This window comes from Streptomyces odontomachi, assembly GCF_024435355.1.
Lineage (GTDB): Bacteria > Actinomycetota > Actinomycetes > Streptomycetales > Streptomycetaceae > Streptomyces > Streptomyces odontomachi.
Window position 1 is genome coordinate 125354 of the sequence record NZ_JAMJWG010000001.1, and the last position, 12552, is coordinate 137905.

The following is a 12552-nucleotide window of genomic DNA, read 5'->3' on the forward strand; positions in this document are numbered from 1 at the left end:
CGGTTTCACAGACTCACCCTCGCGATGTGCGGTGGCACGTCGGCCGACCGTTCGGAGCCCTCCGCGTGGCGGCTGCACTGGGCGCCGATCCCCGAGGAGAGAGCAGCCGCGCTGGCTGCCGCCGAGGAGATGACGTCGGTTGCGCCGGGCAGACGGGCGTGCAGGGCGAGACCGGCCTTGCGCTGTGCCCGGCCGCGTCGACCGTCGATGAGCTCGCCCAGCAGCAGGCCGAGGTCGCCTGGGTCCTGAACCCACACCGCCAGGCCCGCCTCGTCGAGGGCGGCCGCGTTGGTCTGCCCGTGGCCGGGTATGCACCGGTAGCTGGCCACGGGAAGTCCGCAGGCGAGCGCCTCCAGTGCGGTGAGGCCACCGGCGTTCTGCACGAGGACATCGCACGCGTGCATGAGGCCGGGCATGTCCGTGCACCAGCCGTGCACGTGTTCGATGCCGTCGGCGCGGAGCCGGTCGGTGAGGGACCGGTTGTGGCCACACACCACGACGGGCGTCGCGACACCGCTGTGCAGGATCTCGGTGGCTGCCTGCCGTACCGGTCCGACTCCCCAGGAGCCGGCGACCAGCAGGGCCAGCGGCACCTGCTCGGGTAGCCCGAGCCGGACGCGCGCCGCGCGGCGTTCGGCAGGAGTGGCCGGGGTGAAGCGTGGGCCGGCAACCGGGCCGGTGACGGCGACTCCGGCCGCGCCCTGAGCACGGGCCTGCCGGGCAGGCACCGCATGGGCGGCGAGATGGCCGTCGATCCCGGGTGCCACCCACAGGGGATGCACGGAGAAGTCGGTCAGGTACGTGAAGGTCGGCACCGTCAGCCTGCCGCTCTCGCGCAGCGCGCCGAGGGCCTGGCTGGCTCCCGGATAGGTCGAGACGACGGCGTGGGCACCGGGGGAGACGGTGTCGAGCACACGGCTCTCGGCGGTGCGGAGCAGCGCCCGCACCAGCGCGCCCGGGCGCCCGGCGTGCTCGGTGCTCTCGTACATCCGCTGGTAGCCGGAGGGCGCCAGGGTGAGCAGGCGGTGGTAGGCCCCGGAGAGGAGTCGTCCGAGCCGGGCCGGGAGGAGATCGAGGAAGTCGTGCCGGTCCACCAGGAACCCGGCGTCGAGCAGGCGTCGGGCGAGTTCGGTGGCGGCCCCGTCGTGCCCGGCACCCACGCTCGCCGAGATGATGACGATCCGTGAGCTCTCTCGACCGGCGCCGGGTGCCGCAGGATGGCTTGGCCGGTGCTCGGGTTCGTTCGCCGGGTGTGCGGGGTGTGACATGGCCGAACGGCCTCCTGACAGGTGCGTGCGGGAAGGGACACTCCGGCTGGATGCGGGCCGGAGGCGCGCTGGGATGCGCGAGGTGGGACGGACGCGACGGGACGGACGTGCGGGGTCGCGGTGTTGGTCCGTGCCCCCGGCCGAGGCAGCGCCAGGGGCGGTGACAAGGCACCAACGGCAGCCGCGAGGGTGGTGGGGAGACGGGCGCACACCCGTGGTGCGGCCAGCTGTGCACCGCCCCAGCGCCGTGGTCGCGGCCTAGTCGGGCGTCGCCGGCCGCTTCCGGCCCGCACGCGCCACGCGCCGCAGGTGGCCGGCCGCCCACCGTGCCGCGCCCAGCAACCGGAGCCACCGCAGGACGTCACGGACGCGGGCACGGGCGGCGCCGCGCGCCCGGGCTCGGGCACGTTCCCCGCGCGTACCGTCCAACTCGACGAAGAGTGCCCCGTACCGCTCGGCGACGAGAGCAGGGTCGAAGCGTGCTGCGTTCGTTCGGGCCGTCGCCGCCATACGCCGCCGCCCGTGCTCGTCCTCGATGAGTTGGATCAGCGCTTTGGCGAGGGCGGGCGCGTCGCGCACGGGCACGAGCCGCCCGTCGACCCCGTCGTGGATGATCTCGGCGGGGCCGTGCGGGCAGTCCGTGCTGACCACGGGGACCCCGCAGCGCATGGCCTCCACGATCGTCATCCCGAAGGATTCGGCGTCCGAGGCGACCGCGACGAGGGACGCCTTGGCGAACTCCGGTTCCAACGGAGCGTGCACGCCCATCAACCGGACGGCGTCCTGGAGGCCGGAGTCGGCGATGAGCCGCGCGAGGGATTCTCGTTCCGGCCCCTGTCCGTAGATCCGCAGGCGCCAGTCCGGATGCTTGTCCGCCACCACGGCGAAGGCATCGACGAGCACGTCGTACCGCTTCCCCCGGGCCAGCCGGCCACCAGCGGCCACCACTTTGGCGGTGCCGTCGGAGGGCGCGACCTGTGGTTCGGGCACGCTGTTGGGCACGGCAAGGACACGCACCCCCGGCAGGGGCATGCGCCGGCGGTACACAGCCGCGTCCGCCTCGGTCATGGTGACGAGAGCGTCCAGGCGGCGGTAGTGGGGAGCCAGTTCGGCGCGCAGGCGCTTGCGGTGCGCGTCGTGGCTGAGGTGCTCCTGGGCGATGCGCAGCGCACCGGGCGGGCCGAAGCGCGCGAGGTAGACGTTGACACCCGGCCGGGTTCCGATCAGTACGTCCGCATCGCAGTGCCGCAGGTACTCCCGCGCCCGGGCGTCGGTGAGCAGGCTGTACTGGCGGTAGCGCGACTCGGCGCTCGGGAACACCCGTGCGGGCCGGTCGTGCAGCGGGTCGCTCAGGTCCGGACTGCCCTTCCGGGTGTCCACCAGGGGTGTCAGCCGGATGCGTGGGTCTATCGAGAACCGCGGCTCGGTGCGGTGCCGCCGCATCGAGACGATCTCCACTTGGTGGTGGTCGGCGAGTGCGCCGGCGAGGTTGAGCGTGGTGCGGATCGTCCCGCCGATCCCGTAGACGTCGTGCAGCAGGAACGTGATCTTCATGCTCGGTCTCTCCGGGGCGGGTGGCGATCCGGGGGACGCGGACGCCCCGCCGGCTTGGCCGCCACCTTGGAGCAGGCAGGTAAGCCCATGACGTGACGAAGGTGAGAGGAGGGTAAGAGGCGCCCGTCACACCCTGTGGGCGGCTTGGCCAGGCAGTTCACCGTGCACACTGGCCGTGTGAAGAACACCGTGCTGCTCGCCGAGGACGACCGCGCGATCCGTACCTCGCTGGTGCGCGCCTTGGAACTGGAGGGCTATCAGGTCACGGCCGTGCCCGACGGAGTGCAGGCACTCGCGGTGATCCATCAGGAACGGCCGGACGTTGCCGTCCTCGACGTGATGATGCCCGGCATCGACGGCCTGGCGGTGTGCCGCGTGCTGCGTGCGGAAGGCAACCGCATCCCGGTGCTCATGCTGACGGCGCGCGTGGAGACCGCCGACCGGATCGCCGGACTCGACGCGGGCGCTGACGACTACGTGGTCAAGCCCTTCGAAGTGGAAGAGGTCTTCGCCCGGCTGCGAGCCCTGCTCCGCCGGATCACACCGGACGCCGAAAGCCTCAACGAGCACGTCGTCGAGGCCGCTGACCTACGCCTTGACCCCTTTGCGCGACGTGCTTGGCGGGGGCAGCGGGAGCTGAACCTGACCCGGACGGAGTTCGACCTGCTGGAGCTGCTGGCCCGCAACGCGGGGATCGTGCTGGACCACACCACGATCTACCAGCGCATCTGGGGGTACGACTTCGGGCCTGGCTCGAAGAACCTCGCCGTCTACGTCGGCTATCTGCGGCGCAAGGTCGACCTTTCGAACGTGCCGCAGCTCATCCACACGGTGCGCGGAGTCGGCTACACCCTCAGAGAGCCGTGCACATGACCCGCGTCAGCCTCCGCACCGCGTTCGCCGTCTCCTTCGCCGCCATGGCCGTCGCCGTCACCGTCCTCGTCGGCTACCTCGGCTATGACGCCGCCGCTCGACTGGTACGGGTCGACGAGCAGCACGTCTTCGCCGAGGTCGTGGACGACCTGCGCCGCGAGGTGACGCAGCGGCCACTGACCGTGCAGGAGTACAGCTCCGACACCGACCACGACGGGCCACGCGACGAACTCACCCGCCTCTTCCGGTCCGATGTCCAAGTGCTCGGCCCCAGCGGCCGGATCGCAGACCCTGGCAGTCCGGTCCTGCCCGTCTCCGCTGCCGATCGTGCTGCGGCCCAACAGGACACGGCCGGCGGCACCGTCCGCAACCAGGCCAGAATCGACGACGACCACTACCGCGTCGCCACCGTCTCACTCGGTGACGGCCGCGGTGCCGTACAGGTCGCACAACAGCTCAGTGACACCGAGGACCTGCTGCGCAATCTCCAGGAGCACACCGTCCTGCTCGCCAGCGTCGTGGTACTCGGGGCGGGGGCGGTCGGCTGGTGGCTGGCCCGCCGGATCACGGGCCGCCTCGTACGGTTGACCGGCGTCGCGGAGGGGGTGGCGCGTACCGGGCGGCTCGACGTGGAGGTACCGGTGCGCGGCCAGGACGAGGTCGGACGACTCGGCCGTGCCTTCGACGACATGCTCGGCCGGCTCGCCACGGCCGAGGACGACCAGAAGCGCCTCGTCCAGGACGCCGGTCACGAGCTGCGGACCCCGCTCACCTCACTGCGGACCAATGTCTCGCTGCTGCGCCGTCTGGAGGAGCTGGCGCCCCGGGTGCGGGCAGAGCTGATCGACGACATGGCGGAGGAGACCCGCGAACTCAGCGACCTGGTCAACGAACTCGTGGAGCTGGCGGCCGGGGCCCGTGACGCCGAGGAGCCGGTGGAGGTGCCGCTCGGTGACATCGTCGCCAAAGTGGCGGACCGTGTCGGCCACCGGACCGGCCGTGAGATCGTCGTCCGAGCCGACGCAGGTGCCGTCGTCCGAGGCCGGCCCACCGCGCTGCAACGCGCCGTCTCCAACCTCCTGGAGAACGCCGTCAAGTTCGACACCGTAGGCAGCAAGTCGATCGAAGCGGAGGCCAGTGGCCTACAGGTGGCGGTACGCGATCGAGGACCCGGCATCCCGGACGCCGCCCTGCCCCGGATCTTCGACCGGTTCTACCGGGCACCCGACGTGCGCAGCCTGCCCGGCTCCGGCCTCGGTCTGGCCATCGTTCGTGACGTCGCCCAGAGCCACGGGGGTACCGCCTTCGCCCGCAACCGGCCGGGCGGCGGTGCCGAGGTCGGGTTCACGATCGCCCCGGCCACGTCTGGGGAATCGGCCAGCCTCCCACCTGCCGGCGACCGCCGACAGGGCCGTGCCCCGGCCCGAACGACTCGTCGGTAGGTGCGGGTCAGTTCCCGGTCGCCCGTGGCGTGTGCGGCGGCTCGTCTGCGGCGCGTTCGGCCGCGAATGAGACGTGGGGGTGACGGTGGTGAGTGCGGGGTGGCACCAGCCGGCGAGTTGGGAGGTGGCGAGGGAATACCGCTCCTACGGCCAGTGCCGTCGAAGCCGACGTGAGCGTCCACAGGGCGATGTCGGGCCGTACGTGTGTCATTACCCGCCGGGCCAGCGGTGGTAGGGCGAAGGGCAGGATCAGTGGGACCAGCAGGAGCGTGATCACCGTTCGTCTTCCCCCAGCAGGCGGCGAAGCTCCGCCTCGTCGTCCGGGCTGAGCCGTTCGACGAACCGGGCCAGCGCCATGCTGCGGTCTCCGTCCTGGTTGAGTTCGCGGTGCATGCGCCGGGCGGTCAGGCCGTGGGCGTCCTCCACGGGGGAGTACACGAAGCCGCGTACGCCCTCTTCGCGTTTCACTGCGCCTTTGTCGTGGAGGCGGGCGAGCAGGGTGGCCACGGTGGTGCGGGCCAGTGACTGCGGTAGGGCCGTCCTGACCTGCGCAGCCGACATCGGTTCTCGTCCGGCCCAGAGTGCCGCGAGGACGCTGGCCTCCAGTTCGCCCGCTGGTCTGCGCTCGCTGTCGGAATCCGGCATGGAACCTTCCACTCCCCGAGGTCGTCTACAGTGGCGAGAGGCGACTACAGGACTGTAGACGCTAGACGCGCCGGTATGGCCCGTGGCCAGCAGGCTGGCGTGGGTGACCCTCGGTACCCCAGCCAGCATCCACCATCGAAAGGGAATGAGCCGATGGCCCTTGCGTATCTCGCCGCATCGCCTCCGGCGGTCCACCTTGCGGTGAACCTGCTAGATGCCCACTCCTTGCTCTCCGCCTTCGGTGCCATCGGTATCGCCGTGGTCCTGTTCGCCGAGACCGGCCTCCTCATCGGGTTCTTCCTGCCGGGCGACTCGCTGCTGTTCACCGCCGGCCTGCTCTGTGCCGGCTCGGCAGCCTCACCGGGACACCTGTCGTTGCCGTGGGTCCTGCTCGCCTCGGCGGCCGGAGCCCTGGCAGGCGCCCAGACCGGGTACCTGCTGGGGCGGCGCGCCGGGCCCGCCCTCCTCGCCCGTACGAAGTCACGCAAGATCACCGACGGCGCGAACAGAGCGTCCGACATCCTCGAACGCTACGGGTATGCGAAGGCGATCGTGCTGGCCCGTTTCGTGCCGGTGGTGCGCACCGTGCTGAACCCGGTGGCGGGCGCCCTCGAGGTACCTGCCCGGACGTTCACCGTGTGGCAGGTCACCGGTGGACTCGTGTGGAGTCTGGCCCTTCCGCTGGGCGGATACGGGCTCGGTTCCTCGGTGCCGAACGTGGATCGTTACCTGCTGCCGGTCATCGCGGTCATCGTCGCCGTGTCGCTCACTCCACTGGCGGCTGAAACGTACCGTGCCCGCAAGGCTGCCCTGCGGGAGAGGGCGGCCCAGCGGTGACGTCGGTCACCCGGATCCGGCGGACGTGTGCCACGTCGCGATGCCGGCCGAGGGCGGCCGCTCCATGACGCGTGCGCAGACCGCCCGGCGCGCCGGATGGGTCACGCTGGGTGCCGCGGCGACGTTCGTCGCACTGGCCGGATGCGTTGCGGGTGGTGGCCGTGGCGGCCTCTTCCCTGACGATGCGCTCCTGAGGTGGCCGGTCGATCACCGTCCGGATGTGGCGGTGGCCTTGGCCCGCGGTCTCACCGACACCGACACCGGCACGGGCGCCGTCCCGTACGTGCTGGGCGCCGGACAGGCGCTGCGGTACGCGACGATGGCCCTGATCGCCCGCCCCCGGCCGCCGCAGGTGGACTGGGCGGGGCACGCGTCCAGGTGGGCCTTTCCCGCCGGCCACACCACCACCGTGGCCCTCACCGCGGGACTGCTGATGATCGCCGTTCTCGTTCGAGCCCCCCACGGCAGCACGCCGGTAGTCCTCCTCATCGGCTGCTGGGGTGCCGCGGTCGGGCTGACCCGGGAGGTGGAGAACCATGCTTCCCAAGATCCTCATCGTTGAGGACGATCACGCCCTGCGTGATGTCCTCCGTCGCGGGTTGCGCGACGAGGACCTGGACGCTGTGCCCGCGCCGGACGGCGCGACCGCGTTGCGCCTGGCCACGGAGGGCATCGCTGCGGCCGTCGTCGACGTCGCCCTGCCGGACGCGGACGGCCGTGACGTGTGCCAGGCGATGCGTGCACATGGCTTCCTTGCACCCGTGATCTTCTTGACGGCGCACCACCGCCTCGTCGACCGGCTCACCGGTTTCTCCGCGGGCGGTGACGACTATTTGCCCAAACCCTTCCATCTGGCGGAACTCGCCGCCCGGCTCAGGGCCGCCATCAGGCGCACCGGCTCTCATCCGGTGACCACTGCCGGCGACCTGGTCCTCGACCCGGCGCGGCACAACCTCACCGTCCGTGACACCCGGGTGGCCCTGACCCCCACCGAGTTCCGCCTGCTGGCCGTGCTGATGGCAGCGTCCGGGAACATGGTGCGGCGCAGCGAGCTGATCAGGGCGGGCTGGCCCGACGGCGCTCAGGTCAGCGACAACACCCTCGATCAGTACCTGACCCGGCTGCGTCGCAAGCTGCGTGCCGCGGGTAGCGAGCTGACGCTGAGCACCGCCCGCGGGGTCGGTCACCGACTGTCATGATCACGTTGCCGTCGCGGTTCGCACCCGGCACCCTGCGAGGCAGGCTGTCCCTGGTGGCGCTCACCACCGCCACCCTGCTGATGGTCGTCCTCACCGTCTCCTTCAACGCCGTCGTCCGTCACCACCTCCGATCCCAGGGCGACGACGAGCTACGCGCCCGCACCGCCGCGGTCGCCGCCACCGTCGAGACCGGTGGCGCGAGCGTGCGGGTCCTGGAGACGCCCGACGACCGTCTTCTCGACGCCAACGTCTGGATCTACGCCGGCACCCGGCTGCTCGAACGGCCCACGTCCGCGCCGACCACCGGCCGTCTCACCCACGTTGCCGACCAACTCGTCAAGGACGGGCACACCAAGCACGGAGCCGGCCGACACCGCGTCCGGCGGTGCGTCGACATCGAGGGAAGCCGCCCCGTCCGGTTGTGTGCCCAGCCCGTGGGCGATCACAAGGCGGCGGCCACGGTGGTTGCGGCCCTGGACCTGTCTGCGTACCGGAGTTCCGCCGACGCCCTGCTCGGGGGGTCGATCGCCCTGGACGTCGTGATGCTGGCCTGCACCTACGCCCTGACGCGGCTGGCCGTGGGCCGAGCGCTGCGCCCCGTGGGTGCCATGACCGACCGGGCCACGCAGTGGAGCGCTGTCGGCTCCGCCCGACGGTTCGGGGGAACGGCTCGCCCCACAGAGCTCGCCCGGCTGGGATCGTCACTCGACGCGCTCCTGGACCGAACCGACGCGGTGCTGCGCCACGAGCGGCAGCTGACGGGCGAACTGTCGCACGAGCTGCGCACCCCACTCAGCCGGATCATCGCCGAACTGGACTGGTGGCGGTCCAAGCCACGCTCGCCCCAGGAAACCCTGGCCACACATGAGGTGATCGCCGACGCGGCCCGATCCATGGGCACGATCTGCGACACGCTGCTGAAGGAGGCCCGCGACGGCTCCGCCACCCTCCACGGCACCGCCGAGATCGTGCCCACGCTGCGCCGGCTCGCCGTCGATCTCGCCCCTCCCGCCCACCTCAGAATCACCGTCACCGGCGTGGCCGAGCACCTGGAGGCCGGCGTCCGGCCGGCACTCCTCGAACGCATCGTCAGCCCGCTCCTCACCAACGCCATCCGGTACGCCCGGGAGGGCATCGTCGTTGCCGCACGGCGCGAAGCGGACGGCGTGTGCGTCGACATCACCGACGACGGCCCCGGCGTACCTGCGCAGTTCATCGAGCACCTCTTCCAACCCGGCCGCCGCGCCGACCCGGACGACGGACACGGTGGAGCGGGCCTCGGACTGCCGCTCGCGCGACGCCTGGCCCGCTCCACAGGGGGCGAGGTGCACCACGACGAGCGGCACGCCCCGGGCGCCCGGTTCGTGGTCACCCTGCCGGCCGGCTGACCTTCTCCCGCCCTGGGCCCTGCTCCCGCCGATCCTCCTGGTGAGAGGGGAGGGAGAGCGCCCTGCGCTCGTTGTGGTGCGCAAAGCCCACCATGCCGAGCAGAACCACCAGGAGCACGGCCGACGAACCCGCCGTACCGAGGTCGAGGCCGCCCTTGTCGACGGGCTTGGTGAGGAAGTCGCCCGCGGTCGCGCCGAGCGGCCGGGTGAGCACGAAGGCGATCCAGAACAGCAGTACGTTCGGTACCACCGGCACCCGCATCAGGGCGAGCAACACCACGAGCCCCGCACAGACGGCCAGTGCGCCGCCGGCATACCCGAGCCCGGAGCTGTCGGAGAGGAAGTCGCCCATGGAGGTGCCGAGCGTGTTGGAGACGAGGATCGCCGACCAGAACATGGCCTCCCCGCGAAACGAGACGATGTCCCGGAAGCGGAACGTCATCCCGGACATTTTCCAGACCAGGAAGATGGCCAGCAGGATCGAGGTCAGGATCGCGGCGCCGGCGGGGTAACCGATGCCCAGGCCCTGCGGTCCCCATCCGAGCGATGTGGCGCCGTCGGAGAGGTACTTGGCGCTGGCGTCGCGGTTCATGAAGTCGGACATCGTCGTGCCGGCCGTGCTGGTCGACAGGATGACCGTCCAGTAGAAGAACGGGTTGTAGCGCCGTGATCGCAACTGCACTACCAGGGTCACCACGAAGATCAGGAACAGCGCGATCGTGGTGAGGAAATAGCCCAACTCGAGTGTCTGGGCGAAGAGGTCACCGGCTGTCTCTCCCAGGGTCGTCGCGGCGATCTTCATGATCCAGAAGGCCAGCGTGACCTCGGGCAGTTTCTTCATCACCGACGTGGTCGTACCGGCGACGTCCAGGTCGGTGAGGACGTCGGATTTCTCCACTTGCAATGCACTCCTGTTGTAGGGGTGGGTCTCGTTCGACCAGGCCTGACCGGTTCCCCCCGACCGAGGCCGGGCCGACCGAGTGGTCACGTTCTCCACGCTGACCGAGCGGTCCTGAACTTTTCCTGAACGCCCGAGCGCCGCTCGGCGCGCACGCCCGGCGCCGACACGGGCAGCCGCCGGCGGCGACCGGCCGCCCTCACGCCCGCCGTGCGACGGCCCGGTCGGATTCGGTGACGTCCTTGCGGGTCACCGTCAGGAACGTGACCAGGCCGAGGATCACTGCGAGGAAGAGCACGCTGGTGACCACGGTGCCGAGGCCCAAGCCGTTGTCGGCGGTGGGTTGGGACAGGTAGTCACCCATCGAGGCGCCCAGCGGACGGGTGAGTACGTACGCGATCCAGAAGCTCCAGACCGCGTCCAGGCCGAGCGCGAAGTGCGCCACCGCGACCGCGGCGATCGCCGCGGCGAACAGCAGTGCGGAGATCCAGTACCCGAGGGCCATGCGCTCGGCCAGCAGATCGCCGGCTGCGGTGCCCAGCGCGAAGGTGAACAGGACCGCGAGCCAGTAGAACGCCTCGCGGCGCGTGCTGTCGACGCTGTGGATGGACAGCGTCCGCTCGCTGCGGTACCAGACGACGAACACCACCGCGAGCACGATCGCGAACGCGGTGGTGCTGGTCGTCAGCGGCACGCCCAGGTTGTCGGTGAGATTGTCGCTGATCAGGGTGCCGACGATGCTGATCAGGGCCACGGCGAGCCAGTACACGCCCGCCTGGTAGGCCCTGGTGCGGAACTGCGCGACGAGCACCGCCGCCAACAGCACGCTCGTCAGCAGTGACACGCCGGTCAGGCCCAGCCCGAGCTTCTCGTTGAGCAGATCGGCCGCGGTCTCGCCGACCGTGGTGCACAACACCTTGATCACCCAGAAGTAGCCGGTGACCTCCGGCACCTTGTTCCAGCGGATACGGGCACCGGGTGTGGCAGCGGCGGAGTCCCCCGGCCCCGGGGATACGGTCTCGGACGTCTCGTGAGTCATGCGGCCGACCGTGCCACCGCGAGCCTGAACACATCCTGACCGGTTGCCGCCGCCGCGCGTGCCGTCAGCCGCTGCGGCGGCGGATGCCCACCGTGATCACCAGGTCGGCGCAGAACAGCGTCACGCCGATCAGCAGGGCGCCGGCGAAGGTCACCGCGGCGAAGCGTTCGGGGGAGTCGACCTGTCCTGCAAGGCCCACGGCCGCCCAGACGTCCGCGCGCAGCACTGCTGACGCGGGAAGGCCCAGGGCGAGCGCGATCACGGCGATGCCGCGGGCGTGTCGGAGCGCCGAACCCTGATGGAGCGCATCGGCGCTTCGGTCGGTTTCGACGCGCTGCCGGGGGACGGCGATGTGCAGGACCGAGTTGCAGATCATGCCCAGGGCGAACCATCCGCCCGTGCCGATGGCGAAGAAGGTCAGCCACAGCAGCGGGCTGGTCCAGCCTTCGCCGACGCCTTGCATGACGGTGATCCCCAGCGATCCGGCGAGCCCCAGGGCCGCGATGACCGCCGTGACATGGTCGCGTACGAAGTCGGCGGCGCGCTCGACCCTGGCGCCCACCGGCTGGCTCGCGGGTTGGTGTCCGCGATCGGCCTGGCCGGCGTGAGGACGCCGACCGGCCGGACCGCGCAGGGACCGGGACGCCACGGAGCCGAGCGTCGTCAGCACCGCGGTCAGATCGTCGAGCCAGTCACCTTCCGCGTCCGAGTGCTGCACCCGTCCTGAGCTTTCCGCGGGTGCGAGCGTCCGGCCGGTCCGACGGAGCAGCAGGTATCCGGCGGTCAGCGCGCCCGTGAGGAGGGCTAGCGCAGTGATCAGCCAGGTGGTGGTGCCGTTCCAGTCGCGCCGGTGCGTACCGGCCGCCACGGCGAACCAGTCGACCCCGATCGTGACACCGACCAGGGCGAGGCATACGTGTGCCGCATGCAGTAGCTGGCGGACGCGGGCGCCGCGGCCCTGCATCCGCCGCCAGGCCAGGGCGCGTAGCGCCATGAGCCCGACGAGGATCGGCACGAGGAACAGCGTGAATGACACCACGCCGGTGTACGGATCGTCCTGCCATGGACTGGTGGCCCGGACGGACTTGTCCTGCGTGGTGAGGACGGCGAACAGGGTGAAGGCCACCGCACACACCCCGGTGGCCAGCAGCGCCGGTGTCACGGCACGTCCCGTCCCGTCGCGGACAGCACGCTCCCGCTCCTCGGCACCCTGCTCCGGGCGTCGTCTGTTGCTCTCGCTGTTCTGGCTGCTGCTTTCCCGCACCACGGTTCAGCTCCCTTCTTCCCGTTGCATCGCACCACGATATATCGACGCACGATGTATCGTAGCCCGTAGTAGAGCTTGGATGTGCGGGGCGGCAGCGAGGTGGGGCGTAAGAGAATGGCTGCGGTACGCGATGCGACGGGAT

At 70.9% G+C, this 12552-nt stretch carries 12 protein-coding genes; 6 read left to right on the top strand and 6 right to left on the bottom strand.

Annotated features, from left to right (window positions below; all coding sequences use genetic code 11):
• Positions 1-5: 5 nt before the first annotated feature.
• A complete protein-coding gene (locus tag NQO67_RS00505; RefSeq protein ID WP_255945167.1) occupies positions 6-1268 on the bottom strand; it encodes an MGDG synthase family glycosyltransferase in 1263 nt (420 codons plus the stop codon).
• A gap of 258 nt (positions 1269-1526) precedes the next feature.
• The gene (locus NQO67_RS00510; RefSeq protein ID WP_255945169.1) at positions 1527-2822 is read right to left on the bottom strand and encodes a glycosyltransferase family 4 protein; all 1296 of its coding nucleotides are present in this window, start codon (positions 2820-2822) and stop codon (positions 1527-1529) included.
• A gap of 177 nt (positions 2823-2999) precedes the next feature.
• Here NQO67_RS00510 and NQO67_RS00515 point away from each other — a divergent pair, with 177 nt between their 5' ends.
• Both NQO67_RS00515 and NQO67_RS00520 read left to right on the top strand, forming a co-directional pair.
• The gene (locus NQO67_RS00515; RefSeq protein ID WP_255945171.1) at positions 3000-3695 is read left to right on the top strand and encodes a response regulator transcription factor; all 696 of its coding nucleotides are present in this window, start codon (positions 3000-3002) and stop codon (positions 3693-3695) included.
• Positions 3692-5137, top strand: coding sequence for a sensor histidine kinase (locus tag NQO67_RS00520; RefSeq protein WP_255945173.1), 1446 nt, complete (start codon positions 3692-3694; stop codon positions 5135-5137). The genes NQO67_RS00515 and NQO67_RS00520 overlap by 4 nt, the downstream gene beginning before the upstream one ends.
• 273 nt (positions 5138-5410) lie before the next feature.
• Here the strand turns inward: NQO67_RS00520 and NQO67_RS00525 are convergent, their stop codons facing one another.
• The gene (locus NQO67_RS00525; RefSeq protein ID WP_255945175.1) at positions 5411-5782 is read right to left on the bottom strand and encodes a BlaI/MecI/CopY family transcriptional regulator; all 372 of its coding nucleotides are present in this window, start codon (positions 5780-5782) and stop codon (positions 5411-5413) included.
• 153 nt (positions 5783-5935) lie between these two features.
• Here NQO67_RS00525 and NQO67_RS00530 point away from each other — a divergent pair, with 153 nt between their 5' ends.
• The 4 genes from NQO67_RS00530 (at position 5936) to NQO67_RS00545 (ending at position 9206) form a co-directional block, all read left to right on the top strand.
• Positions 5936-6619, top strand: coding sequence for a DedA family protein (locus tag NQO67_RS00530; RefSeq protein ID WP_255945177.1), 684 nt, complete (start codon positions 5936-5938; stop codon positions 6617-6619).
• Positions 6620-6683: 64 nt separating this feature from the next.
• Positions 6684-7181: a phosphatase PAP2 family protein gene (locus NQO67_RS00535; protein WP_255945179.1), complete on the top strand. Its 498-nt coding sequence runs from the start codon at positions 6684-6686 to the stop codon at positions 7179-7181.
• Positions 7156-7818: a response regulator transcription factor gene (locus tag NQO67_RS00540; protein WP_255945181.1), complete on the top strand. Its 663-nt coding sequence runs from the start codon at positions 7156-7158 to the stop codon at positions 7816-7818. Before NQO67_RS00535 ends, NQO67_RS00540 begins: the two co-directional genes overlap by 26 nt.
• Positions 7815-9206, top strand: a complete 1392-nt coding sequence (locus tag NQO67_RS00545) for a sensor histidine kinase (RefSeq protein ID WP_255945183.1) — start codon at positions 7815-7817, stop codon at positions 9204-9206. The genes NQO67_RS00540 and NQO67_RS00545 overlap by 4 nt, the downstream gene beginning before the upstream one ends.
• Here NQO67_RS00545 and NQO67_RS00550 read toward each other — a convergent pair.
• The 3 genes from NQO67_RS00550 to NQO67_RS00560 all read right to left on the bottom strand — a co-directional run bounded on the left by NQO67_RS00550 (position 9187) and on the right by NQO67_RS00560 (position 12410).
• Positions 9187-10104: a COG4705 family protein gene (locus NQO67_RS00550; protein ID WP_255945185.1), complete on the bottom strand. Its 918-nt coding sequence runs from the start codon at positions 10102-10104 to the stop codon at positions 9187-9189. The genes NQO67_RS00545 and NQO67_RS00550 overlap by 20 nt on opposite strands.
• Before the next feature lie 199 nt (positions 10105-10303).
• Entirely contained in the window at positions 10304-11143 is an 840-nt protein-coding gene (locus tag NQO67_RS00555) for a COG4705 family protein (RefSeq protein WP_255945187.1), read from the bottom strand.
• 64 nt (positions 11144-11207) lie between these two features.
• Positions 11208-12410 (bottom strand): hypothetical protein, encoded by a 1203-nt coding sequence (locus NQO67_RS00560; RefSeq protein WP_255945188.1) that lies wholly within the window; start codon positions 12408-12410, stop codon positions 11208-11210.
• Between the last annotated feature and the right edge of the window lie 142 nt (positions 12411-12552).

Coding starts and splice junctions, on each gene's coding strand:
- NQO67_RS00555 (WP_255945187.1), bottom strand. CDS start 11,143: ATGACTCACGAGACGTCCGAGACCGTATCCCCGGGGCCGGGGGACTCC.
- NQO67_RS00535 (WP_255945179.1), top strand. CDS start 6,684: ATGACGCGTGCGCAGACCGCCCGGCGCGCCGGATGGGTCACGCTGGGT.
- NQO67_RS00530 (WP_255945177.1), top strand. CDS start 5,936: ATGGCCCTTGCGTATCTCGCCGCATCGCCTCCGGCGGTCCACCTTGCG.
- NQO67_RS00545 (WP_255945183.1), top strand. CDS start 7,815: ATGATCACGTTGCCGTCGCGGTTCGCACCCGGCACCCTGCGAGGCAGG.
- NQO67_RS00525 (WP_255945175.1), bottom strand. CDS start 5,782: ATGCCGGATTCCGACAGCGAGCGCAGACCAGCGGGCGAACTGGAGGCC.
- NQO67_RS00520 (WP_255945173.1), top strand. CDS start 3,692: ATGACCCGCGTCAGCCTCCGCACCGCGTTCGCCGTCTCCTTCGCCGCC.
- NQO67_RS00540 (WP_255945181.1), top strand. CDS start 7,156: ATGCTTCCCAAGATCCTCATCGTTGAGGACGATCACGCCCTGCGTGAT.
- NQO67_RS00505 (WP_255945167.1), bottom strand. CDS start 1,268: ATGTCACACCCCGCACACCCGGCGAACGAACCCGAGCACCGGCCAAGC.
- NQO67_RS00510 (WP_255945169.1), bottom strand. CDS start 2,822: ATGAAGATCACGTTCCTGCTGCACGACGTCTACGGGATCGGCGGGACG.